General features: G+C 39.6%; 19 protein-coding genes. 17 read left to right on the top strand and 2 right to left on the bottom strand.

Annotated elements, in window-relative coordinates; genetic code table 11:
* Positions 1-25: 25 nt before the first annotated feature.
* The 17 genes from B3394_RS08185 to B3394_RS08105 all read left to right on the top strand — a co-directional run bounded on the left by B3394_RS08185 (position 26) and on the right by B3394_RS08105 (position 21,843).
* Positions 26-1,006 carry a stage II sporulation protein M gene (locus B3394_RS08185; protein WP_273243850.1) on the top strand — a complete coding sequence of 327 codons (981 nt, stop codon included), beginning with the start codon at positions 26-28 and terminating at the stop codon, positions 1,004-1,006.
* The gene (locus B3394_RS08180; RefSeq protein WP_273243852.1) at positions 990-1,934 is read left to right on the top strand and encodes a hypothetical protein; all 945 of its coding nucleotides are present in this window, start codon (positions 990-992) and stop codon (positions 1,932-1,934) included. The genes B3394_RS08185 and B3394_RS08180 overlap by 17 nt, the downstream gene beginning before the upstream one ends.
* Entirely contained in the window at positions 1,915-2,676 is a 762-nt protein-coding gene (locus tag B3394_RS08175) for a DUF4129 domain-containing protein (protein ID WP_177735844.1), read from the top strand. Before B3394_RS08180 ends, B3394_RS08175 begins: the two co-directional genes overlap by 20 nt.
* The gene (locus B3394_RS08170) at positions 2,676-3,869 is read left to right on the top strand and encodes a DUF4350 domain-containing protein (RefSeq protein ID WP_273243854.1); all 1,194 of its coding nucleotides are present in this window, start codon (positions 2,676-2,678) and stop codon (positions 3,867-3,869) included. The genes B3394_RS08175 and B3394_RS08170 overlap by 1 nt, the downstream gene beginning before the upstream one ends.
* Before the next feature lies 1 nt (position 3,870).
* Complete coding sequence (locus B3394_RS08165) at positions 3,871-4,890, top strand: AAA family ATPase (RefSeq protein WP_177735848.1); 1,020 nt, start codon at positions 3,871-3,873, stop codon at positions 4,888-4,890.
* A 37-nt stretch (positions 4,891-4,927) separates the two neighbouring features.
* Positions 4,928-6,259 carry a DUF58 domain-containing protein gene (locus B3394_RS08160; protein WP_286915026.1) on the top strand — a complete coding sequence of 444 codons (1,332 nt, stop codon included), beginning with the start codon at positions 4,928-4,930 and terminating at the stop codon, positions 6,257-6,259.
* Positions 6,260-6,284: 25 nt separating this feature from the next.
* Entirely contained in the window at positions 6,285-7,502 is a 1,218-nt protein-coding gene (locus B3394_RS18220) for a porin family protein (protein WP_177735852.1), read from the top strand.
* 164 nt (positions 7,503-7,666) lie between these two features.
* Positions 7,667-8,464 (top strand): TrmH family RNA methyltransferase, encoded by a 798-nt coding sequence (locus B3394_RS08150; RefSeq protein WP_273243859.1) that lies wholly within the window; start codon positions 7,667-7,669, stop codon positions 8,462-8,464.
* 18 nt (positions 8,465-8,482) lie between these two features.
* Positions 8,483-10,027, top strand: coding sequence for a serine hydrolase (locus B3394_RS08145; RefSeq protein WP_286915024.1), 1,545 nt, complete (start codon positions 8,483-8,485; stop codon positions 10,025-10,027).
* 128 nt (positions 10,028-10,155) lie between these two features.
* Positions 10,156-12,375 carry a RelA/SpoT family protein gene (locus tag B3394_RS08140; protein WP_177735858.1) on the top strand — a complete coding sequence of 740 codons (2,220 nt, stop codon included), beginning with the start codon at positions 10,156-10,158 and terminating at the stop codon, positions 12,373-12,375.
* A gap of 188 nt (positions 12,376-12,563) precedes the next feature.
* Positions 12,564-13,013 carry a Fur family transcriptional regulator gene (locus B3394_RS08135; RefSeq protein ID WP_177735860.1) on the top strand — a complete coding sequence of 150 codons (450 nt, stop codon included), beginning with the start codon at positions 12,564-12,566 and terminating at the stop codon, positions 13,011-13,013.
* 59 nt (positions 13,014-13,072) lie between these two features.
* Positions 13,073-14,344: an adenylosuccinate synthase gene (locus tag B3394_RS08130; protein WP_286915022.1), complete on the top strand. Its 1,272-nt coding sequence runs from the start codon at positions 13,073-13,075 to the stop codon at positions 14,342-14,344.
* Between the two features lie 128 nt (positions 14,345-14,472).
* Entirely contained in the window at positions 14,473-16,128 is a 1,656-nt protein-coding gene (locus tag B3394_RS08125; protein WP_177735864.1) for an OstA-like protein, read from the top strand.
* Between the two features lie 49 nt (positions 16,129-16,177).
* Positions 16,178-17,365 (top strand): aspartate aminotransferase family protein, encoded by a 1,188-nt coding sequence (locus B3394_RS08120; protein WP_286915018.1) that lies wholly within the window; start codon positions 16,178-16,180, stop codon positions 17,363-17,365.
* 118 nt (positions 17,366-17,483) lie between these two features.
* Positions 17,484-18,887 carry a tetratricopeptide repeat protein gene (locus B3394_RS08115; protein ID WP_273243870.1) on the top strand — a complete coding sequence of 468 codons (1,404 nt, stop codon included), beginning with the start codon at positions 17,484-17,486 and terminating at the stop codon, positions 18,885-18,887.
* Between the two features lie 72 nt (positions 18,888-18,959).
* Complete coding sequence (locus tag B3394_RS08110; protein WP_177735870.1) at positions 18,960-19,712, top strand: shikimate dehydrogenase family protein; 753 nt, start codon at positions 18,960-18,962, stop codon at positions 19,710-19,712.
* A gap of 241 nt (positions 19,713-19,953) precedes the next feature.
* Positions 19,954-21,843: a DUF349 domain-containing protein gene (locus B3394_RS08105; RefSeq protein ID WP_286915016.1), complete on the top strand. Its 1,890-nt coding sequence runs from the start codon at positions 19,954-19,956 to the stop codon at positions 21,841-21,843.
* A 195-nt stretch (positions 21,844-22,038) separates the two neighbouring features.
* On the opposite strand, the gene typA is transcribed toward B3394_RS08105, so the two are convergent.
* A complete protein-coding gene (gene typA, locus B3394_RS08100) occupies positions 22,039-23,838 on the bottom strand; it encodes a translational GTPase TypA (RefSeq protein WP_177735873.1) in 1,800 nt (599 codons plus the stop codon).
* Between the two features lie 145 nt (positions 23,839-23,983).
* Complete coding sequence (gene rpsT, locus B3394_RS08095) at positions 23,984-24,238, bottom strand: 30S ribosomal protein S20 (protein ID WP_177735875.1); 255 nt, start codon at positions 24,236-24,238, stop codon at positions 23,984-23,986.
* Between the last annotated feature and the right edge of the window lie 59 nt (positions 24,239-24,297).

The following is a 24,297-nucleotide window of genomic DNA, read 5'->3' as shown; positions in this document are numbered from 1 at the left end:
TTTATATTTTAGCTGTTTGTGAATTATGAGAGAAGTTGCGTTTATAAAACAAAATAAAGAAAAATGGCTTGAATTTGAGCAAGCAATCTTCGGTAAATCTAAAAAAAATCCGGATGAGTTGGCCAGTTTGTATATTCATTTAATGAATGACCTCTCCTATGCGCAAACGTACTATCCTAAAAGCAAGACCGTTGTTTACCTGAATTACCTGGCTTCTCAGATATACCAGAAAATTTACAAGACCAAAAGAGAAGAAACGAACCGGCTGGTTTATTTCTTTAAAACCGAAGTTCCGTTACTCGTTTACGAATACCGCCGTTACCTGCTTTATGCCTTTATCCTGTTCTTTATGAGTGTAGGTATCGGAGTGCTTTCGGCTCAAAATGACGCTACTTTTGTACGACTGATACTGAGTGATGGCTATGTCAATCAGACCCTTGAAAACATAAAAGACGGAAATCCCGTTGCGATATACAAAAGCGGCAGCAACTGGTCGACCTTTATCGGGATCACCATAAACAACCTGATGGTGGGCATGCGCTGCTATATTTACGGGATCTTTGCCGGTATCGGTACCTTTTTTGTGCTGATCCAAAACGCCATTATGCTGGGTTCTTTCCAATACTTTTTTTATCAGGAAAAAGTATTTTGGGAAAGTGTACGCGGTATCTGGATTCACGGCGCAATGGAAATTTTTGGTATCGTGATCGAATCGGCGGCCGGTTTTATTTTAGGTGCCAGTATTTTATTCCCGAAAACGTTCTCCCGACTGAATTCTTTTAAAACCGGTTTTAAAAACAGTCTGAAAATATTCCTGAGTACGATTCCTTTTACCATCGCAGCAGGATTTCTGGAAGGTTTTATTACCCGTTATTCCATTGATATGCCCAGAGCATTGAATGTCCTGATCATTGTAGGCACGCTGGCGCTTATTTCATATTATTACCTGATCTATCCTTTTATTCTCCATAAAAAACACCATAGAAAACATGTTCCAACTTTTTAAACGAAGAAATTTCAGTGAATTTGTAGGTGACACGTTTACCTTTTTTAATCTTTACGGGAAACATTATTTCAAAAACTACCTTATCATAAACGGCGGCTTACTGCTCATTTTATTAGTATTGGTTTATTTTGTCTCGCAAATTTTCTTTGAAGGATTTTTTTCCAATATAAGCACCGGATTTTCAGACAACCAGCTGGATGCCATTATCAATAACAATATCGGATTGTTTATTGGCTCCGGAGCCTTCGCAATGATACTGATCCTGCTCATCAGCTTACTGAGCTATACTTATCCTGTAGTCTATTTAAACCTGTCTGAGAAAAACACTGCTTTTTCAACAGGGGATATTGTTAATGCCATTAAAGCCAAAACCGGTAAGGTAATAACCTTTTTCCTGGCCTCACTGGTCATCGTCTTCCCGCTTCTGGCAATCGGGCTTGCCCTGTGTTTTGCCCTGATCTTCATTATCATCGGGATACCGATAATCATGATTTTTATCCCGGCTTTTATCAGTTGGTATTCGTTAAGTTTTTATGATTACCTTTCAACAGACAACGGTTATTTTGAATCCCTGGGAAGAGGATGGAAAATGATGCAGCCGAAAATATGGCATGTGGTTGGCTCCACCATCATCATGTATATCATTATACAGGTCGCTATGGGAATTATCACCATGATTCCTTACGTTATGGGTGTTGCCTCGATATTTACGGATCTGGATAATCCCAATGCCGTACCGAATCCCGAAAAATTTTCCTTTTTTATGATGATGATGGTTCTGGTAATGGTACTTTCCATTTTACTGAACTTTATTTTTCAGAATCTGCTTCTCGTTAATCATGGCATCGTTTATTATAGCCTCCGGGAAGAATCGGAAAACAATACCCCAAAAAGTGAAATTGATTTGATTGGAACAGACCGTGAATAAATTCATCGCATACATATTACTTTTCTTCCTTTGCTTACCGCTTTCGGCACAACCGAAAACCGGAACGAATGCTGCTGTGGTAAAAGAAACAGCTCCGGTTCGGATCGATTCTTCGGTGACCACAATAATACCGTTTAAAAAAGATTTTAAAGAACATTACCAGGGCGACGATTTTCAGTATGAAACAATTGTAAAAGAGCCTACCGTTTGGGATAATTTTAAAGCCTGGCTGCTGCATTGGCTTGAACGCATCTTCTCCTCAGGCATAAATGGCAGAAACTTAACAGCTTTTGAGATCATCGTTAAAATCCTGGTTTTTGCAATCATTATTTTTATCGTTTACCTGATCGTTAAAACAATCCTTAACAAAGAAGGGAAATGGATTTTTGGAAAATCATCCAAAAAGAAAATTACCACGGCCAATATCACAGAAGAAGACATTCACAATATCGATTTTCAAAAAATGATCCGCGATTCCAAGAACAAACAGGATTATCGTCTCAGCATCCGGTACTATTACCTGTGGCTGCTAAAACGACTATCTGACAGAACGCTGATAGAATGGGACATCGAAAAAACCAATTCCGACTACCTGTATGAACTTAAAGACGAAAAGCTCCGCCAGGATTTCAAATACCTGTCGTATATCTATGACTACAGCTGGTATGGTGAATTTGAGCTGAATGAAGCCGTATTTGAAAAATCGGAAAAAGCATTCGTAAACACAATAAATTCCATCTGATGAACAGGACACTGAAAATATATATCGCATTTTTGGTACTGATTATCGCTGGAATAATCGCTTTGGATACCAACCGGTCAAAACCGATCAACTGGGCGCCAACCTATGCCACTCAGGACAAAATTCCGCTGGGTTTATATGTCCTGGACCACGAGATCAAAGATTTATTTCCCAAACAGAAGATCGAACGTTTCGGGACTTCCGTTTATGAATATTTTGACCCGAAATACAATTTTGCCGATTCCACCTATAACGCCAAAGGAACGGTCCTGATCATTGCCGAAGGAAGTGATCTTGACCCGACTTCGACAGATGAATTATTATATTTTGTCGATCACGGAAATACGGCTTTCCTGAGTATGAAAAGCTTTCCGGAAAAAATTGCCGACACTTTAAAATTCAGCCTGGAGAGCGATTTTGCTTTCGCAGATAAAATAAAATTCAGCCTGACCGCTAAAAATGTCAGACAGCAGTCATTTGAGTTCGACAGAGGAGCCGGCTCCGTATATTTTAATTCCATTGACACCTTAAGTACCCAGATATTGGGTTATCAGGAAACCAATGCTGTAAAAACGGTTAATTTTATCAAGGTACCTTATGGAATGGGTTATTTTTACCTGCACACACAGCCCACTGCTTTTTCAAATTACAGTTTGCTGAAAGGCAACAATGCGGCTTATTGTGCTGCAATACTGGGAAAAATCCCCAAAACAGGAAGCCTGTACTGGCAGTCTTACAGCTATAACGACAACAATATATCCAGCTCACCGATGCGCTACATCCTGAGTCAGCCCGCTTTAAAATGGGCCTGGTATCTTTTCCTTATCGGCATGCTGATCTTTATGATTTTTAACGCCAAACGCCGCCAAAGAGTCATCCCGATCAAAATACCGCTGCAAAATACCACTGTGGATTTTACAAAAACAATTGGTAATTTGTATTTACAGGAAGGCAATCACCACCTGATCATTGAAAAAAAGATCATTTATTTCCTTGAAAAAGTGCGCAATGACTATATGTTGGATACTTTTGATTTAGACGAGAATTTTATACAGCGCCTGCATCAGAAAACAGGAAAGGACAAAGCCCTGATCGAAAATGTTGTCCGATTGATCAAAAAACACAGAAATCATTTAGAAAGCTCCCAAAAGGACGTTATCGAAATCAGTAAAGCAATAGAAAAATTAAAGTAATATGGATACTTTTGACAATAATCACACCGAGCAAACCGAACAAACTGAAAATGTAAATTTCGGGACACGACTGGATCTTACCGCTCTTTTAGAGAGTGTAAACAATATTAAAAAAGAATTAGGAACGGTAATTGTCGGTCAGGAAAAAATCATTGACCAGCTTTTAGCCGCAATCCTTTCCAACGGTCACGTTTTATTGGAAGGTGTTCCGGGCGTTGCCAAAACAATTACGGCAAAATTGCTTTCCAAAACGCTGGATCTGGGTTTCAGCCGCATCCAGTTTACACCGGATTTAATGCCTTCTGATATTTTAGGAACTTCTGTTTTCGATTTGTCAAAATCGGCTTTTGAGTTTAAAAAAGGGCCTGTTTTTTCAAATTTCATCCTGATTGACGAGATCAACCGTGCCCCGGCAAAAACACAGGCGGCACTTTTTGAAGTTATGGAAGAACGCCAGATAACCATTGATGGCAAAACCTATGTCCTGGATACGCCGTTTTTGGTAATTGCAACCCAAAACCCGATTGAACAGGAAGGTACCTACCGTTTACCGGAAGCACAGCTGGATCGTTTCCTTTTCAAAATCAATATTGATTACCCTAATCTGGACGAAGAAATTGCCATTATTCAACGGGAGAATGTATTACAGGACCGAAACAAACTGGAATCGGTTAAACAGGTGGTCATTAAAAGCGATATCCTGAATTATCAGAGCCTGGTAAAACAGATTATCATCGAACAAAACCTGATCGAATACATTGCCAAAATCGTGATGAATTCCCGTGAAAATGCCTTTTTATACCTGGGTGCTTCTCCCCGTGCTTCCATTGCCATTTTAAACGCTTCGAAAGCTTTTGCTGCGCTTCGCGGACGGGATTTCGTAACGCCGGAAGACATCAAAGAAGCCGCCATACCGGTATTACAGCATCGTGTGGTCGTTACACCGGAACGCGAAATGGAAGGTATTACCAGTACCGAAATTATCCGACAGATTGTCGACACCGTTGAAATTCCGCGATAAACCTTAGTTTCGTTTTTTAATTTATACAGCAGCAGCCTTGAATTTCTTTAAAAAGTTATACCTCAACAATCTCTTTTTCTATATTCTGTTAGGAATCATAGTAAGCTTTGTGCTGGCCTATTTTTTCCCGGCCCTGTATCGTGCCTGCTGGCTGTTCCTGCTCATACTGGCCGCTTTTACCGGTATTGACATCCTGCTGTTATTCACTGCCAGACAAAACATAAAGGCCTCACGGCAAGTTCCGGAAAAACTTTCTAACGGAGACGATAACACCATTACCATAAAACTGAGAAACTACTATTCTTTTCCCGTTTCCCTGAAAATAATTGATGAAATCCCTTTTCAGTTCCAGGTTCGCAACTTTGAAGTTAACCGAAAACTGCTTAGCAGTCAAAAAGATCAGTTTCAGTATTTTTTACATCCAACGGAACGCGGAGAATATTTTTTCGGCAACCTGAATATCTATGTTGCCTCACCTTTGCGATTAATCTCCCGCAGGTTTGCCTTCGATCAGCATCAGCAGGTTCCTGCTTATCCTTCGTTTATCCAGCTGCGCAAATATGATCTGATGGCTTTTTCCAACAACTTATTCCAGTATGGTGTCAAAAAAATACGCCGTATCGGGCATACGATGGAATTTGAACAGATCAAGGAATATGTTCAGGGTGATGATATCCGGACGTTAAACTGGAAAGCCACAGCCAAAAGAAATCAGCTAATGGTCAACCAGTTCCAGGATGAAAAGTCACAGAACGTCTACATGGTGATCGATAAAGGCCGTGTGATGAAGATGCCTTTTAACGGCTTAAGTCTGCTGGATTATGCCATTAATGCCACACTGGCTTTATCAAATGTCATCTTAAAAAAACACGACAAAGCAGGAATGCTTACTTTTTCCAAAAAGATTGAAAACCGCGTTATTGCAGAGCGCCGGCAGTCGCAAATGCACCTGATCATGGAATCGCTTTACAATATCAAAACCGATTTCTTTGAAAGTGATTTCAGCCGGTTATATGTGGATATTAAGAAAAATATCAACCAGCGAAGCCTGATTGTCCTGTATACCAATTTTGAAACACTGGATGGCTTGCACCGCCAGCTTCCATACCTTAAAGGAATTGCCAAAAGCCATTTACTGGTTGTGGTATTCTTCAACAATACCGAATTAAACGAATTAATCAATAAGAACATCACCAATGTTCAGGATGTTTACGACCAGACTATCGCTGAAAAATTTGCTTTTGAAAAGCGTCTGATTGTAAACGAACTTAAAAAATACGGTATCTATTCTGTTCTAACCCAGCCGGAACACCTAACCTTAGATACCATCAATAAATACCTGGAAATTAAATCAAGAGGAATACTATAAATAACAATTAAATTAAATCTAAACCATGAAAAAAATTTTAGCAATTACATTACTGCTACTTACAAGCGCTTCAATCCATTCTCAGATACATTTTGAAAGTGGCTACATCATTAGAAAGAACAATGAAAAAGTTTCTTGCCTGATTAAAAATTTAGACTGGAGAAACAATCCTAAAGAGATCGAATACAAATTAGGCGACAATCCGGAAATTAAAAAAGAGAATACCACTACCGTCAAAGAATTCGGATTAACCGGTCATAAAGTAAAATTTATCAGTGCTACGGTAAAACTGGATCGTTCTTCGGAAAAATTGAATTCTTTGGGCAGAGACAGAGCACCACAGTTCAGTACCGAAAATTTATTCCTTAGAGTACTTCTTGAAGGCGATGCCAATTTATACCTTTTTGAAGATGAAAATGCTTATAAATTCTTCTATACCCATAACAATTCGGAAGTAGAACCGCTGATTTTCAAATCTTTTTTAAATACAAATTTAGAAATAGACACTAATGACCAGTACAAGCAGCAATTGTGGATGGATTTAAAATGCGAGGGTATCAGCATGAAAGATGTGAACGTACTGAAATATGAAAAAAACAGCTTAATTTCTTTCTTTGAAAAATACAACAAATGTAAAAACCCTGCTGCTGCAGAAGCTACAAGCTTTAAAGAAGAAATTGTACGACCAAATCCTTTCCATATGTCAATCAGACTTGGTTTAAGCAATTCCATCCTTAAAACGGAAAGTATTGCCACGCAATATGGTTATCCGAATATTGACTTTGGAAGCAAAATTTCGATCCGGATCGGGGCTGAATTTGAATATGTATTGCCATTATACCGTAACAAATGGTCCATTATAGCAGAACCTAGTTACCAGTCGTATAAATCGGATGCTACAACAGCAGACGGAAACCATACTGTAGATTACAAATCTTTTGACATTCCGGTTGGTGTGCGTTATTATTTATTCTTAAACGATGACTCTAAAATGTTCTTCAATGGGGTATTCAGTTATAATATCGATTTAGGATCGAAATTAAACTATACGATTTTCAGAAGACCATTGGAAGCAGACGTTAAACCGGACTATAATTTTGCCATCGGTGTAGGATACAAATTTAAAGACCGATACAGCTTTGAGCTGCGATATGCCTTAAATCGTGACTTAACCAATGAAGACCGTGTTTGGGAGAACAAATTCAACTCAACCTCTTTTATTTTAGGATATAAATTATTCTAAAAAATACTATCCTATAAAAGATACCTGTCATTCCTCCGGGTATCTTTTTTTATGAAAATCCTTACTTTACAATAACTGTATGTAAAAAAATATCATTTTGTGATTTTTTTAGTCTTAAAAATCAAAATATAGTTAAATTTACCATCCATTTAAGTGACCAGGCATTGAAACAAATAAGCAGTATTCAGAATCCTTTTATCAAGTCTTTAGTACAATTACAGGAAAAAGCAAAAGCACGAAAACAATCCGGAACCTTCCTTATTGAAGGGCAAAGAGAGATCATGCTGGCTCAGAAAGGCGGTTATGCAATACAGACGGTACTGTTTCTGCCCGACATTATCACTCCGGAAGAAATCTACCGGCTAACCCATACGGATATCGAGATTATTGAAATCTCCAGAGAGGTGTACCAAAAACTGGCCTACCGCGACACTACCGAAGGCATTATTGCTATTGCCGAATCTAAAAACCTGGCCTTATCCGCTTTAAAATTAAAAAAGAATCCGTTGATTCTTGTAGCGGAAGCGCCTGAAAAACCGGGAAATATCGGTGCTCTTTTGCGCACAGCAGATGCAGCCAATCTTGACGCCGTTATTATCGCCAATCCCAAAAGCGATCTATACAACCCGAACATCGTTCGCTCCAGTGTGGGCTGTTTGTTTACAAGACAGATTGCTACCGGAACGACAGCAGAAGTAATTGCTTTTTTGCAGGAAAAAAATATTGCCATATATTGTGCTACCCTGCAGGATTCCACTTCCTATCATACCCAGGATTTCACCACGGCAACCGCGTTAGTTGTGGGAACAGAAGCAACCGGTCTTACCGATGACTGGCGGAATGCAAGCAAGCAAAACATTATCATCCCGATGCAGGGAGAAATTGACTCTATGAATGTATCCGTTGCTGCTGCCATTCTCATTTTTGAGGCCAAAAGACAACGAGGATTTAATATTGAATAAAAAAATTAACCATTTACTATGAATAGATTTTTCTTTTTACTGTTAACAAGCTTTTCGATTGGTGCCCAGATTACGACACCTGAAATCGACGAATTGGTAGACAAAACACTTACAACTTTCGATGTACCCGGAATTGCCGTAGCTGTAGTAAAAGACGGAAAAATAATCCATTCTAAAGGATATGGTGTCAAATCCATCATTACCAAAGAAAAGGTAGATGAAAATACCCTTTTTGGTATTGCCTCAAACAGTAAAGCTTTTACCAGTGCCGCTTTGGCAATCCTGGTAGATGAGAAAAAACTGGACTGGGATGACAAGGTCAAAAAATACATCCCGGAATTTAAAATGTATAACGATTATGTGACCAATGAATTCACTATTCTGGATTTGTTGACACACCGCAGCGGTTTAGGCCTTGGCGCAGGCGATTTGATGATCTGGCCGGACGGTCATAATTTTACGCCTCAGGATATCGTGAACAACATCCAGTACCTGAAGCCGGTTTCCGGTTTCCGTACAAAATACGATTACGACAACCTGTTATATGTTATTGCCGGAGAAGTCATTGAAAAAATAAGCGGGCAAACCTGGGCGGAATTCATAGAACAACGCATCATGAAACCCCTTGCCATGAACAACAGTGTGGGTACCTGGTCCCGGTTAAAGGACACCACCAACACGATAGTTCCCCATGTGCCTATTGACGGAAAGTTACAGGTGATCAAACGCTATAAAAGCCCGATACTGGACGCTGCAGGCGGAATTTATTCCAGCGTGAACGACATGAGCAAATGGGCTATGGTACAATTGCAAAAAGGGAAATACGGCCCGAATAAAGAAAAGCAATTGTTCAGCGAAAAAGAACACACCGAAATGTGGACACCGCAAACCATTTTACCCAATAATACCACGCCTCCTTACAATACTTTATTCAAAGCCTACGGTTTGGGCTGGCAGTTAAACGACGTAAAAGGAAAATTACAGGCTTCCCATACAGGCGGACTGGAAGGCATTGTAACCCAGGTTACCTTAATTCCGGAATTACAGCTTGGCATTATCGTATTCACGAACCAGCAATCCGGTGCAGCTTTCAATGCGATTACCAATACTATTAAAGACAGCTATCTCGGCATTCCCTATATTGACTACCTGACCAAATACAGCCATCAGAAAATGTCCAGCGAAGCCGAAGCAGATAAAGTAACCGATGAAGTATGGAGTACTGTCGTAAAAAACAAAAAAGACAAAAAGATCAAAATCGATGATAAAAAACTCATCGGTACCTATAAAGACAACTGGCTGGGTGAAATTTCGATTGAGAAGAAAGACGGAAAACTATGTTTTATCTCCAAACGCTCTCCTCAGTTATCCGGTGAAATATTCTTTTATAAAGACAATACTTTTGCCGTGAAATGGTTTAACCGCTATTTCCATGCCGATGCTTTCATGTACCTGACTTTCGATAAAAACGGGCAATTAAACAACATTAAGATGGATGCCATATCGCCGTTAACCGATTTCAGTTACGATTTCCAGGATTTAGACTTTAACCGTATCAAATAACACCAAAGCACTCTTTTCAGGGTGCTTTTTTATTCCTTCAGGCTTTAACGTATTTTATCAAACAATCGGAGTTTCCCTCTTGCAAAAGTCAATTCTTTACATTAAATTTAGGAATTGAATGAATTGTTATGACAGAGATTGATTTAGAACAAGAAAATAAAGCCATCGCCCGCGAATACAAGGAACTTCTTCGCATTAGTTACCAAACCCTTACCGAAGAAGACAAAAAACTGATACGCAAGGCTTTTGACGTTGCTGTTGATGCCCATAAAGACCAGCGTCGCAAATCGGGAGAAGCCTATATCTTCCACCCTATTGCCGTTGCTAAAATCGTGGCCTCCGAAATCGGTCTGGGTGCCACTTCCATTGCCGCTGCTTTAATGCATGATGTAGTTGAAGACACAGACATTACCGTTGCCGATATCGAAAAGATGTTCAATCCGAAAATTGCCAAAATTGTTGACGGATTAACCAAAATAGCAAAAGTAAAAACCGATCAGGAAATTTCGATGCAGGCGGAGAATTTCCGTAAGATGCTGCTGACCTTAAACGATGATGTCCGGGTAATTTTAATCAAAATTGCCGACCGTTTGCACAACATGCAAACGATGGAAAGCATGGTCGATTACAAACAGGCCAAGATCGCTTCCGAAACCCTGTACATATATGCCCCTTTAGCGCACCGTTTAGGGCTTTACAACATCAAAACCCAGCTTGAGGATTTAGGACTAAAATATACCGAACCGGATGTTTACATGGATATTGTAAGCAAAATGAAGGAAACCAAAGAAGAACAGGAAGCCTATATCAAGTCCATTTCCGAGATCCTGAAAAAATCCTTGGACGAAGAAGGAATAGAATACACGATGAAAGGCCGTCCCAAATCCATTTACTCCATCCGGAGAAAAATGCTGGTTCAGGGCGTTACCTTCGATGAAGTATATGACAAATTCGCGCTGAGAATCATCTACAGATCCAAACCACAGGAAGAGAAATTCCTGGCCTGGAAAATCTATTCCATAGTGACCGACCACTACCGCCCGAGCCCGAGCCGTTTGCGCGACTGGATTTCTTCTCCCAAATCAACGGGATACGAAGCCCTGCACATTACCGTGATGGGGCCAAAAGGCCGCTGGGTGGAAATTCAGGTGCGAAGTGAACGTATGGATGAAATCGCCGAAAAAGGATATGCAGCCCATTACAAATACAAACAGGGTGCTACGGAAGAAAACGGCCTGGACGTTTGGCTGAACCAGCTGAAAGAAGCACTCGAAAATTCCGAAACCAATGCTGTTGATTTTGTAGAAGACTTCAAACTCAACCTGTATTCCAAGGAAATATACATTTTTACGCCAAAAGGAGAAATCAAATCCCTGCCCAAAGGCGCCACCTCCCTTGACTTTGCTTTCAGCATTCACTCCGAAGTGGGCATTCACACCCGTGGTACCCGGGTTAACGGTAAATTAGTACCACTCAATCACGTATTAAACAGCGGTGACCAGGTAGAGATCATCACCTCGCCGAACCAGAAACCCAGCCCGAACTGGCTGGACTATGTGACCACATCGCGCGCCCGTAATAAAATTAAAAACGTACTCAACGAGAGTACCAAAAAAATTGCCGAAGACGGAAAAGAATTACTAACCCGAAAATTGAGACATTTAAAGATTGCTTTAAACGAGTCCTCAATCAACGAACTGGTAAACTACTTTAAACTGCAAACCAGTCTGGATCTCTTTTACCGCGTGGGTGCCGGATTAATAGACAACCAGCAGCTCAAAGATTTTGCGGCACAAAAGAACAATACGTTAATCAACTTTTTCAAAAACAAGATCAAGCGTTCGCCTAATGTTCCGTCTGAACAAATACACCGCAACGAGATCATCAAAAACTATGACCTTTTAGTTTTTGGAAAAGAACAGGATAAATTAGATTACAAACTGTCCACCTGCTGCAACCCTATTCCGGGTGATGATGTATTTGGCTTTATCACCATCAACGAAGGTATCAAGGTTCACCGGAAAGACTGCCCGAATGCCATCAGCCTGCAATCCAATTTTGCCTACAGGATCATTCCGGCCAAATGGATTGATTCGTCACAGGAAGAATTTAAAGCCGTGATCAAGATCACCGGTATGGACACTTTAGGACTAACCAATGAGCTGACAAAAGTTATCTCCAACCAGATGCACGTGAACATCCAGAGCATTGCGCTGAGCGGAGAAGCCGGAATATTCAACGGACAGGTTACCGTTGTGGTACAAAACAATACCATCCTGAAAAAATTAATTGACAATATTAAAAAAATAGACGGTATTGAAAAGGTAACACGCGTCCACAAAAATTAAACTACAAAACGATTCGTATTCTTAAAATAAACACCTGGATTCAACGCCAGGTGTTTATTTTTATGATTACACCTTCCGGTTTCGTTAATAAAAAACTAAAATTTTCACCTCAGTCAACATTACTTTACGAAAACTTTAATCTCCAAAAAATAAAACTTATCTTTGCGGGTATTTCATATTAAACCATAATGGAAAATAATAAAAATCAAGAAATTGTAAAAAACGTATTCACGAAATATCTTGAAGAAAAAGGGCATCGTAAGACGCCTGAGCGCTATGCTATCTTACAGGAAATTTACGACAGTGCCGAACATTTTGACATTGAATCGTTATACATCAAAATGAAAAATAAAAATTATCGTGTGAGCAGAGCAACGCTTTACAACACGATCGAATTATTATTGGAATGCGGTTTAGTGAGAAGACATCAGTTTGGACAAAATCAGGCACATTACGAAAAATCGTATTTTGACAAACAGCACGATCATATCATCATGACCGATACCGGTGAAGTGATCGAATTCTGTGATCCGAGAATACAGACGATTAAAAAAACCATCGAAGAAATTTTTAATATTGAAATCCACAACCATTCTTTATACCTGTATGGTCAGAAAAAGAAACATACGGAAGAATAATTTTTTCACACGCATACGACAAATAACTATATAAACACAAAACAACAAACAACAACGGAATGACTGTAGATTTGCTACTAGGATTACAGTGGGGAGACGAAGGAAAAGGAAAGATCGTTGACGTACTCACTTCAAAATACGACATTATTGCTCGTTTTCAAGGCGGACCAAACGCCGGACACACATTAGAATTTGACGGAATTAAACACGTTTTGAGAACCATCCCTTCCGGGATTTTTCACCAGAACTCCATTAACATTATCGGAAACGGTGTTGTTATTGATCCTGTCGTTTTCCAAAAAGAACTGGAAGGTCTGGAAAAATTCAACATGGATATCAAATCCAGATTGATCATCTCCAGAAAAGCACATTTAATTTTACCCACACACCGTTTACTGGATGCTGCTTCGGAAGCCTCAAAAGGTAAGGCCAAAATCGGTTCCACCCTAAAAGGGATCGGACCGACTTATATGGACAAAACCGGAAGAAACGGATTAAGAGTGGGCGATATTGAATTGGCAGATTTCAAAGAACGTTACCGGACTTTAGCAGACAAGCACGAAGCGATGATTTCGTTCTATGATGTAGACATGCAGTACAACCTTCAGGAACTGGAAGACGAGTTCTTCGAAGCGGTTAAAGTATTACAGACACTAACTTTTGTGGACAGTGAAGAATACCTGAACAAAGCCATGAAAGAAGGAAAATCCATTTTGGCTGAAGGCGCTCAGGGATCACTTCTGGATATTGATTTCGGAACGTACCCGTTTGTAACGTCTTCCAATACTACTGCTGCCGGAGCCTGTACCGGATTAGGAATTGCACCTAACAAGGTAAAAGATGTTTTCGGTATTTTCAAAGCCTATACAACCCGTGTTGGTAGCGGACCTTTCCCAACAGAACTTCATGACGAAATCGGTCAGACAATGGCCAGAGTTGGTAATGAATTCGGTTCGGTAACCGGAAGAGCACGTCGTTGCGGATGGTTAGATCTGGTAGCCTTAAAATATGCCGTTCAGGTAAACGGGGTTACCCAGTTATACATGATGAAAGGCGATGTACTTTCCGGATTTGATACCCTAAAAGTATGTACCGGATACAACTACAAAGGCGAAGTAATCGACCATTTACCTTACAACATCGAACCGGAAAACGTAACACCGGCATATATTGAGAAGAAAGGATGGAAAGCAGATCTGACCGGAATGACTTCATACGAAGAATTACCATCAGAATTAAAAGAATATATTGAGTTTATAGAGAAAGAGGTTGAAGTTCCTATTAAAGTGATTTCGGTAGGACCGGACAGAACCCAGACAATTCATAAATAATCCATAAAAAACGCTCTCATCCGGGAGCGTTTTTACTTTTTAACCCTTCTTTATTTATTTAATAAATTATTCTTAATTAAAAATCCTATTCGTAGATTTTACTTAAATTTGGCACAAAATTTTACACTTTGAAGCAATTATTTTTATTCCTTATAAGTTTCAGCTTTTTGTGCACAACGGTTACTGCACAGCAAAAAAAAACCATCCAGATCATCCATACTGATTTTACCGACAGTAATCAGAATGAAATACCGGGTGCTTCAATTCTTACAGGAAATGTTCAGGTGGAACACGATGGTGTTTTGATTAACTGCAACAAACTCTACTTCTTCAAAGATCAGAATTATGCCAAAGCCTTTGGTAATGTGGTTATGAACCAGGGGGATACCATTTATATGAACAGCCGTTATGCCGAATACAACGGCAATGAAAAGTTCGCCTATGCTTCGGGCGATGTTTCACTGCGGTCTCCGGAATCTACCTTAACAACCGACACCTTAAATTTTGACCGGAATACCCAACAGGCATTTTACAACTCTTACGGAACGATTATCAACAAGGAAAATACCCTGAAAAGTAAATCCGGACGTTATTATTTAAACGAAAAGAAATACCAGTTCCTTACCGCTGTTACCGTAACCAATCCGCAATGCGTCATCAAATCCAATCACCTGGACTTTTTCGACAATTCCGGGCATGCCTATGTTTTCGGGCCTTCTACGATTACCAGCAAAGAAAATGTCATCTATACCGAAAGGGGATTTTATGACACCAAAAAAGATATTGCTACTTTAACCAAAAATTCCACGATAAAATACAACAACCGACTCATCAAAGGCGATAAGATATTTTATGACCGGAAACGGGAATTTTCTTCTGCCACCGATAATGTCAAGATTACCGATACCATTAACAAAATGATTATCAAAGGTCATTATGCGGAAGTCTACAAAAACCAGGATTCCATGTTTATCACAAAACGGGCCATTGCATCCAGTTTTGTTGAAAACGATTCGGTTTACATTCACGCCAAAAAGCTGATGATTACCGGAAAACAGGGAGAACGAATCATTCGCGGTTTCAGCAATGCCCGTATTTACAAAACGGATATGAGCGGAAAATGCGACTCTATTCATTCCAACCAGAAAAAAGGATTAACCCAGATGATCGGAAGACCGATTCTCTGGAACAATGAAAACCAGATGACCGGTGATGTAATTCACCTTATCGGAAACAACCAAACCGAAAAACTGGATTCCCTGAAAGTATTGAATAATGCTTTTATTGTCCAGAAAGACACCCTTGGCACCGGATACAACCAGGTTAAAGGACAGGATCTGTTTGGCAAATTCAAAGACAACAAACTTTCCACTGTTGATTTAATCAAAAACACGGAAAAGATATACTACATGTATAACGACAAAAACGAGCTGGAAATGATCGACAAAGGCGTAAGCAGTAAAATACACCTGGAACTCGAAGACAACAAGATCGTTTCCATGACTTCCATTGTTAATCCGGAGAGCGAAAGCTACCCACCCGACCTTTTTCCGGAAAATGCCCGGAAATTAAGAGGATTCGTGTGGCGCGGAGACGAGCGGATAAAATCGAAAGAAGAGATCTTTCCACCGGAAGAGAATCTCATCGATGAAAAGATTCAGAAACAAAGTGCTGCCAAAGATCTGGAAAACGAAACACCGATGGAAGCCCGTAAAGAAACGCTTGAATATGGCAAACCGGTAAAAAAAGAGAACGCCAAAACAACGAAGAAGACGAAGAAATAAACCAGCAATTGCGGTTTCAAAAAATCGCAGCTGACAATGCAAGAGTATCATGATTAAAGATTTCCATAAATACCAGGCACAAACCTCTCCCTATCCATTGGGAATGGAAGTGTCCCACGCCAAAGGTGCTTACATTTACGACACCAGCGGAAAAAAATATTTAGATTTCGTAGCCGGTGTTTCGGCCTGCACATTAGGACACCAGCATCCGCGCGTAACCAACGCCATTAAAGACCAGCTGGACAAATATGCCCACGTAATGGTTTATGGAGAATATGCACAGGATCCTGCCGTTGCTTTATGCAAATTGCTGGCAGCAAACATGCCGGAACAGCTCAACAAAACATACCTGGTTAACTCCGGAACGGAAGCCACCGAAGGTGCTTTAAAGCTGGCCCGGCGGATAACCGGAAGAAGCCAGCTTATTTCCTGTTTTAACGCATACCACGGGAATACGATGGGCTCGATGAGCGTTATGGGATTTGAGGAACGCAAACAGGTTTTCAGACCTTTAATTCCGGACGTGGATTTCATCACCTTTAACAACGAAGAAGACCTGCAAAAAATAACCACCAAAACTGCCGGAATCATCCTGGAAACCATTCAGGGTGGTGCCGGATTCATACAGCCTTATGACGGATTCCTGAAAAAAGTCCGCGAACGTTGTGATGAAGTTGGTGCGATGATGATACTGGACGAGATCCAGCCCGGTTTCGGAAGAACCGGAAAACTGTTCGGCTTTCAAAACTACGATATCGTTCCGGATATTGTAGTAATGGGCAAAGGTATGGGCGGCGGAATGCCTGTGGGCGCTTTTACAGCCAATGAAAAACACATGGACCTGCTGAGCCATGATCCTAAACTGGGACATATCACCACTTTTGGCGGGCATCCGGTAATTGCCGCTGCCTGTCTGGCAACCTTACAGGAACTGGTGGAAACCGACCTTATGGAACAGGCACTCGAAAAAGAAAAACTTTTCAGAAAACTACTGGTACATCCGCTTATCAAAGAAATTCGCGGAGAGGGCTTAATGCTGGCTCCCATGACAGAAAGTCCTGAAATTACCAATAAAATTATCTTTAAATGTCAGGAAAAAGGACTGATCTTATTCTGGTTATTGTTTGAAGGCTGCGCTATTCGCATTACTCCTCCGTTAACCCTTACAAATGCTGAAATAGAAGAAGGGTGTGGCATCATTATTGAAGCTATGAATGAAGTAATGAACGAAGGCTAGAGAACACGGTAAAAAACAAATAATTGTTAATTAAATTGTTCACAACAAATAGCTTTCATTTCTAAAAAGCAAATAAACCTTTCCTAATTTTAATAAGGATAATTTAAACAAAAGGAGTATGAATTTGAGTCACGAGGAAGAAGAAAATAGTTTATCCTTATCAAAGTTCGAATCAATGTTGAAAACCAACAAGGTATTCTTCTTTGACTCCGAAGAGTTTGAAGATATCATTCTTCATTATCTCGATACGGGTAAAATTAATTTAGCCAAAAAAGCCCTTAAACTAGGCTTGGAGCAGCACCCAAAATCCACCGGTTTAAAACTGGTTCAGGTAGAACTTTTAGTTTTTGACGACAAACTTGAAATAGCCGAAAAATTATTAAACGATTTGTATGCTATTGAACCGACCAACGAAGAAATCTACATTCAGAAAGCCAACATTTATTCCAAAAAAGATCAGCATGATAAAGCCGTTGAACTTTTAAAAGTCGCCCTTAAATATACCGATGATTATGCGGATGTCTATTCGCTGATTGGTATGGAGTACCTGTTCATGGACGATCTGGAAATGGCAAAAGAGAACTTCATTAAATGTCTTGAAAACGATACAGAAGACCATTCTGCCTTATACAATGTCGTGTACTGTTTTGATTTCCTGGATCAGAACGAAGACGCTATAAATTTCTTAAACGGGTTTATTGACCGCAATCCGTACAGCGAAGTGGCATGGCACCAGCTCGGACGTCAGTATTACACCGTAAAAAATTACGAACAGGCCGTTCGTGCCTTTGATTATGCCACCCTGATTGACGATAGTTTTCTGGGTGCTTATTTAGAAAAGGCAAAAGCCCTGGAAAAATTAAAAAAATACCAGGAGGCCATCGATTGCTATAACATTACCATGGAGCTTGACGATCCTACTTCCTTTGCCCTGTTGCGCATTGGAAAATGTCACGAACGTCTTGGCAATACCGATATTGCTTTACAGTTTTACCTGAAAACGGTACATGAAGATCCGTTACTGGATAAAGCCTGGATTGCGATCACCGATTTTTATATCCGTCAGAAAAATTTCCAGAAAGCGCTGTACTATGTTAACAAAGCTATTGGAATTGACAACGAGAATAAATTGTACTGGAAACGCTACGGTGCGATCAACAAACAATTAAGCTTCTTTGAAGAGGCCGAATACGGCTACCGAAAAGCGGTTGAGTTTGGCGATTACCAGTTAGACACCTGGTTGTTCTGGGTAGACATCCTTCAGTTTTTAGGAGAATTTGAAAGTGCTGTACAAACCTTATTACAGGCTTCCGAATATTTCCCGGAAGAATATGAAGTAGAATACCGTCTTGCCGGATTATACTATATGCTGCACGACGAGGCAAAAGGAAAAGTTCACCTTAGCAACGGTTTGCGCTTAAACTTCAATAACCGCACTGTATTGGAAGAACTGTTCCCGGTGGTGTGGAACACAAAAACAATACAATCTCAAATAGAGAAGTATCAGAAATTAAACGGATAGTCCGGTTCCAAATACCACTTTTTCCTATTATCTTTACGGTTAATTATTGTATTAATTGACCGTTTTTTTATTATGAAAAAATTAAAGAAAAGGAGATTTGGATTGCTCGGAAAGAATATCAGCTATTCTTTTTCAAAAAAATACTTTACCGAAAAATTTTCAGTTTCCGGATTAGAGAATTGCAGTTATACCAATTTTGATGCTGAAACCATCAATGACTTCCCGGCCATCGTTTCCGGTACAAAAAACCTGAAAGGAATGAACGTTACCATTCCTTATAAAGAAGCCGTCATTCCTTTTCTGAAAAAAACATCCAAAAATGCCACCCTTATCGGCGCTGTCAACACCATACGGTTCAACAAAAAAGGAGAAGCAAAAGGATACAATACCGATTTTTACGGTTTTAAAAAATCGCTAAAGCCCTTACTGAAAAAACACCATAAAAAAGCATTGATCTTAGGAACCGGCGGCGCCAGTAAAGCCATTGCTTTTGCGCTGCAGAAATTAAAAATAGAATATGATTTTGTTTCCCGCAATGCATCGGAATGCGAGTTTTCCTATTCCGAGCTGAATCAGGATGTTTTTAACGAATACCAGATTATCATCAACACCACACCACTGGGCACTTTCCCGAATATTAAGGATTGTCCGGAACTGGATTATACGCTTTTTACCGATAAGCACATCGCTTTCGATCTGGTCTACAATCCGGAAGAAACCGAATTCCTGCGTCTTGCAAAAGAACAGGGTGCCAAAACCAAAAACGGTTACGACATGCTGGTCTTTCAGGCAGAAAAGGCCTGGGAAATCTGGAATAACAAATAAAACAAAAGGCTGTCCGGACAGCCTTTTGTTTTATACGGCTGTCACGGTCCGGTTAACGCCTCTGCCCGGCATTCCTTTTATAGTCCCCTGATAGTCATTATCTTCCAAAAGCACGAAAAATAAGGCGTTATTCTGCTATTTAAACAGAAAAATAAGCACTTTTAGGTAACTTTCTTTTGAATTATCCACTTGCTTTTAGTATCTTTCCACTCAATTTATGTTAAACTTAAGCATTTCAACAATGTTAGAAGAAAAGAATGATAACCTGCCGGAGGCAGATGGACAGGAACAAATTACAAACGAGGAAAACGTTCCTACCGTAAATCAATCCGCAATTGAAGCGATTGAAAGTACGAATGCAGAAGAAAGCGAAGACGCTTCTATTTCTGAAGGACACGATATCCCAATGCTCAACTATGAAGCAATGTCAATGGAAGAATTGACAGCGGAACTTGAAAAATTAGTTTCGAATGAGAAAGTAATGTCCATCAGAAATCACGTCGAAGAGATCCGCAAAGATTTTATGGCGAAATACACGCATTTTATTGACGAGAAGCGTGACGAACACAGCCATGACAACAATGGAGATGTTTCGGATTTCGATTATCACTTTCCTTTAAAGAACAAATTCGACAATATCTACAATAAATACCGGGATTTTAAAAATCAGCACTTCAAACAGCTGCAAAACAATTTAAAAGGCAATCTTGATAACCGTCTTGCAATTATTGAAGAACTAAAAAGCCTGATCGACAATCCTGCCGAAAGCATTCAGGAAACTTTAAAAACAGTTAATGAACTGCGTGAGCGCTGGAAAAATGCCGGACCAATACCACGGGACAAATACAACCACGTTTGGAACAACTTCCATTTTCATATTGAGCGTTTTTACGATCACCTGCATCTGGACAGAGAAGCCCGCGATCTGGATTTCAAACACAATCTGGAGCAAAAACAGAAAATCATTGCCCGTGTTGAAGAACTGGTTAATGAAAGTGATGTTTCCAAAGCATTCCGTGAATTACAATCGTTACACAAAATCTGGAAAGAGGAAATCGGACCGGTATCGCGTGAGCACCGTGAAGAATTATGGAACAAGTTTAGCGACTTAACCAAACAACTACACGACAAACGGGAAGCCTTATTAGCGAAGGCTAAAGAAAAAGAAGAAGAAAACCTGATCAGGAAAAGAGAAATTATCACTCAGATTGACAATATCGCTAACGAAAAGATAACAGCACACAGTGCCTGGCAGGGTCAGATTGACAAAATAGAAAGCCTGAGAGCCGCTTTCTTCCAAACCGGAAAAGTTCCGCTGGAAGTAAACGAAGACACCTGGGCGGCTTTTAAAAACGCTGTACGCAATTTTAACGCTCAGAAGAATTCTTTCTACAAAGACATCAAAAAAGACCAGCAGGACAACCTGAATAAAAAACTGGCTTTAGTGGAAAAAGCGAATGCCTTGAAAGAAAATGAAGATTTCAACGTTACGACGCCAATCATGAAACAGATCCAGGAAGACTGGAAAAAAATAGGTCATGTGCCGAGAAAATATTCCGACAGCGTATGGAAAGATTTTAAAGATGCCTGCAATCATTATTTTGACCGCCTGCACGCCAAACGCAACGAAGCAAACTCCGAAGAGATTGAAGCTTTTGATAAGAAAAAAGACTATCTGGAAAGCCTGAAAGACTTCCAGCTAAGCGGTGAACACAAAACCGATCTGGACGCTATCAAATTACACATAGAGAACTGGAAAACTTTTGGAAAAGTACCGCATGCCCGCAGACATATCGAAGGCAAGTTCAACAAAATACTGGATGCCCTGTTTGATAAATTAAGCTTATCTAAAAAAGAAGCGGAAATGGTTAAATTCAACAACCGTTTGGAGCAGCTGGCAGAAAGTGACGATTCCAGAAAATTAGAGAATGAGCAGATCTTCATTATGCGCAAGATTGATGAAGTACAAGGCGAAATTTTCCAATTGGAAAATAACATCCAGTTTATCTCGAATGCCAAAGCCGACAATCCATTTGTAAAAGAAGTTTACAAAAACATCGACCGTCACAAGGAAGAATTAAAAACCTGGAAAGACAAGCTAAAACAAATCAGAAGCCTGAAACAGGAATAAAACAAAAAGCCGGATATTAATCCGGCTTTTTTATTGCACAACCTTATTTCCCGTTCATTCCGTCCGTTTTCTGCTACGTTAGCATTACCGTCAGCGAGATGTATAAAAACAATCGTACCGGAACCGTAAACAACCACAAATAAAAAAGCCGCTTTAAAAAAGCGGCTTTTTTATAATATGACAACTATTATTAGTTTAGTCTATTTTGAAACGTTTTCTATCGTTTTCGTTTAAGTAAATCTTACGTAAACGGATCGATTTTGGTGTAACTTCAACATACTCATCTTTCTGGATATACTCCAAAGCTTCTTCTAATGAGAATTTGATAGCAGGAATGATTCTTGCTTTATCATCTGCTCCTGAAGAACGTACGTTTGTTAATTTTTTCGTTTTGGTAACGTTAACAACCATATCATCACCACGGGAGTTTTCACCAATTACCTGCCCTTCATAGATATCCTCGTTAGGATCTACGAAAAACTTACCTCTGTCCTGTAATTTATCGATAGAATAAGGAATTGCTTTTCCGTTTTCCATAGAGATCAAAGATCCGTTTGTACGTCCAGGAATCTCTCCTTTGAATGGTTGGTATTCCAGGAAACGGTGTGACATAATTGCTTCACCGGCAGTAGCTGTAAGCAATTGATTTCTCAATCCGATAATACCACGGGATGGAATATTGAATTTAATGATCATACGCTCACCTTTTGGCTCCATGCTTAACATTTCACCTTTACGAACCGTTACAAACTCTACCGCTCTACCGGAAACGTTTTCTGGTAAGTCGATTGTTAATTCCTCGATCGGCTCACATTTAGCACCATCAATTTCTTTGATGATTACCTGTGGCTGACCAATTTGTAATTCATATCCTTCACGACGCATTGTTTCAATCAATACAGACAAGTGCAATACACCACGACCGAAAACTAAAAATTTATCGGCACTGTCTGTTTCATTAACACGAAGTGCTAAGTTTTTCTCTAATTCTCTGTTTAACCTGTCTTTAATGTGACGGGAAGTTACAAACTTACCTTCTTTACCAAAGAACGGAGAGTCATTAATTGTGAACAACATACTCATTGTTGGCTCATCAATTGTAATAGACGCTAAAGCTTCCGGATTTTCAAAATCAGCAACAGTATCACCAATTTCAAATCCTTCAAGACCTACGATAGCACAAATATCTCCTGCCACTACCTGCTCTACTTTCTTTCTTCCGATTCCTTCAAAAACGTGTAATTCTTTAATTTTAGATTTGATGATCTTACCATCTCTTTTCACTAAAGATATATTCATTCCTTCTTTTAATTCTCCTCTTTGTAAACGACCGATAGCGATACGTCCTGTAAAGTTAGAGAAATCCAAAGAAGTGATTAACATCTGCGGAGTACCTTCAGATACTTTCGGGCTTGGAACGTGTTCCAAAACCATATCCAATAAAGGCTCAATGTTTTCAGTCTGATTTCTGAAGTCGGTTGACATCCAGTTATTCTTTGCAGAACCGTAAACTGTAGGGAAGTCTAACTGCCATTCCTCAGCTCCTAATTCAAACATCAAGTCAAATACTTTTTCATGAACTTCTTCCGGAGTACAATTCTCTTTATCAACTTTGTTAACTACCACACATGGTTTTAAACCTAAATCGATTGCTTTCTGCAATACGAAACGAGTTTGCGGCATTGGTCCTTCAAAAGCATCCACCAATAACAACACACCATCCGCCATATTTAATACACGTTCTACCTCACCACCAAAATCCGCGTGGCCTGGAGTATCGATAATATTAATTTTGGTTCCTTTATAGGTAACGGATACGTTTTTAGAAGTGATGGTAATTCCTCTTTCACGTTCTAAATCGTTGTTGTCAAGAATTAAATCTCCTGTGTTCTCGTTTTCACGGAACAACTGACAGTGATACATAATTTTGTCAACCAATGTTGTTTTACCGTGGTCAACGTGAGCGATAATTGCAATGTTTCTAATAGAAGTCATAAATAATTTTTGTGGGTGCGAAATTACAATTTATTTTTTATATAAACACACTAATTTTTAAGCAGTTAGCAAAAAATAACAAAATGATAACAACAAAAAAAGCCCTCATGAAAGAGAGCTTAGTTATATTTCTGTCTAAACAACCTTATGCTAATTTAGCAACGTGCTTAGTTAATTTTGATTTTAAGTTAGAAGCTTTATTATCATGGATAATATTCTTCTTAGCTAATTTATCAATCATTGATACTACAGCAGACAACTTAGCAGAAGCCTCTGATTTATCAGTTGCAAGACGCAAAGCTTTGATTGCGTTACGAGTTGTTTTATGTTGGTATCTATTTAATACTCTTTTCTTTTCGTTGCTTCTGATTCTTTTTAAAGCTGACTTATGATTTGCCATTTTCTTAAATTGATTTAAGTCTTTTTACATTTCTTTTTTTCGTAGTCCGTAGGGGAATC

Source organism: Flavobacterium sp. UBA4197, from assembly GCF_002379575.1.
GTDB lineage: Bacteria > Bacteroidota > Bacteroidia > Flavobacteriales > Flavobacteriaceae > Flavobacterium > Flavobacterium inviolabile.
This window is presented reverse-complemented; position numbering and strand designations above follow the sequence as displayed.